The organism is Streptomyces sp. NRRL F-2664, from assembly GCF_000719345.1.
In the GTDB taxonomy this organism is placed as follows: Bacteria; Actinomycetota; Actinomycetes; order Streptomycetales; family Streptomycetaceae; genus Streptomyces.
Map to the genome: position 1 here is coordinate 1 of NZ_JOFX01000188.1, position 1,739 is coordinate 1,739.

The window sequence follows — 1,739 nt, forward strand, 5'->3', positions numbered from 1 at the left end:
GTTCAGCCACGCGGTCATTCTGGCCGTCCGGGTGCCGCCCGACGCAGCAACCGGGCGACACGTCAGGATGGGGCGAACATTGCCTGATGCGGCACTAGGGCCTGTGTGATGTCGTGATCAGATGCCGGGTTCTGTCCTCTTCGCGGGGTGGGATCCGGTAGGACTGGGTCGTGACACGTCGGCAACTCACCAATGGCCAGTGGAAATTCATCGGGCCGTACCTGCCGATCGGTGGGTACGGCCCCTAGCCGGAGCGGTTGCGGGACCAGTTCGAGGGTGTGGTCTGGCGGTTCCGCTCCAGTGGGCAGTGGCGGGAGATGCCTGCCGAGCTCGGCCCGTGGGCGACCGTCTGCGGACGCTTCCGCGTGTGGCGGGACGCCGGTGTCTTCACCGCCCTGCTGGAAGGCCTGGCCGCCCGGGCGGGAAGAACCGGCTTGTCGCTGGTCAGCGTGGACTCCACCGCGGTCCGCGCTCACCACGACGCCGCAGGGATGCGGGTCAGCAAGCACCTCGTGAAGCCCTGGAGGAAGCCGCGCAGGAGCAGGAGGCAGCCCGGCAAAAAGGGGCGGCGCGGAGGAGCAGAACGGACAGGCCGGACGTCGGCGCATCCGGCGCAGACACAGGCTCCGCCTGAAGGAAGCCTTGCTCGGCAGGTCCCGGGGCGGCCTCACCGGCAGGATTCACCTCGCCGCGGACCGCAGGTCCCGTCCGCTCGCGTTGATTTTGACTGTCGGGCAGGCCGGGGACAGCCCGCAGTCCATTCCCCTGCTCGCGAAGGTGAGAGTCCGCCTGCCCGTCGGCCGGCCCCGCACGGCGCCCGGCGCGGTGGCCGGGGATAAGGCCTACTCGTCTCGCGGCAACCGCGCCTGCCTGTGCATACGCGGAATCAAGGCCGTCATCCCGGAGGAACGGGACCAGGCCGCCAGCCGCAAGAAGAAGGGCGCGCGAGGAGGCGGGCCCATCAGCCGCGACGCCGGCCTCTACAAGGAGCGCAACACCGTCGAGTGTCTGATCAACAGGCGGAAGGCCTGGCGGGGCATCGCCACCCGTTACGACTGTGAGGATGTTCAGGTGCCGCTTCGGGGCGGTGGCCTGATCCGCGCTACGACTGGCCCTGGTGCCTTGGTGCTGATCTGTCGGCCACTGTCCGGAGCGGCACTCGCTGCCGCTGGACCGGTGGGCGTCTCCCGATAGACATTTCGGGATCTCAAGAAGTCAAGCGGCCACTGCCACCGGTGAGGACGCGGGCTGATTGAAGGCGAGCTTTTCGTCGAAGAGAAGTCGCTTCTGCAGGCAGTGGAACAGCTGGCCGAGCAGACGATTGAACAGGTGCCGTTGAGCTTGGGCGTGCCGATCGCCGACGTCCCGCCGATGGCGGTGGTGGGCCTGCGCGCCGGGTGATGATCGCAGGGATGAGAAGGCCCAGAGATAGCCGACCTGGTGTAGCCGGTTGTTCTTGTCATGCGGCGTCCGACGTAGTGCTTCTTGCCGGAGGCGCGTGTGATCGGTGCGGATCCGGCGTATGCCTTTACACTGCGGGCGTCGGCGAAGCGGTTGCGGTCGTCGCCCGTCTCGGCAAGAACACGTGCCGCAAGCTGGACCCGAGGCCCGGGAAGCTCAGGAGTATCTCGGTATCGGGATGTTCTGGACCCAGTTCCTGCGTCACCTGCGCGAACGCGGCCTCGCCGGGGTCCGGCTCGTGATCGCCGACCACCACTCGGGCCTGGTCAAGGCCATGC

General features: G+C 68.0%; 3 pseudogenes. 2 read left to right on the plus strand and 1 reads right to left on the minus strand.

Annotation, left to right across the window (positions count from 1 at the left end):
* Positions 1 to 170 precede the first annotated feature (170 nt).
* Positions 171 to 1,056, plus strand: a pseudogene (locus IF89_RS43910) (IS5 family transposase); the annotation flags it as partial.
* A 159-nt stretch (positions 1,057 to 1,215) separates the two neighbouring features.
* On the opposite strand, the pseudogene IF89_RS43915 reads toward IF89_RS43910, so the two are convergent.
* Positions 1,216 to 1,645, minus strand: a pseudogene (locus IF89_RS43915) (IS110 family transposase); the annotation flags it as partial.
* Here IF89_RS43915 and IF89_RS45525 point away from each other — a divergent pair.
* A pseudogene (locus IF89_RS45525) lies at positions 1,643 to 1,739 on the plus strand (transposase); the annotation flags it as partial. The pseudogenes IF89_RS43915 and IF89_RS45525 overlap by 3 nt on opposite strands.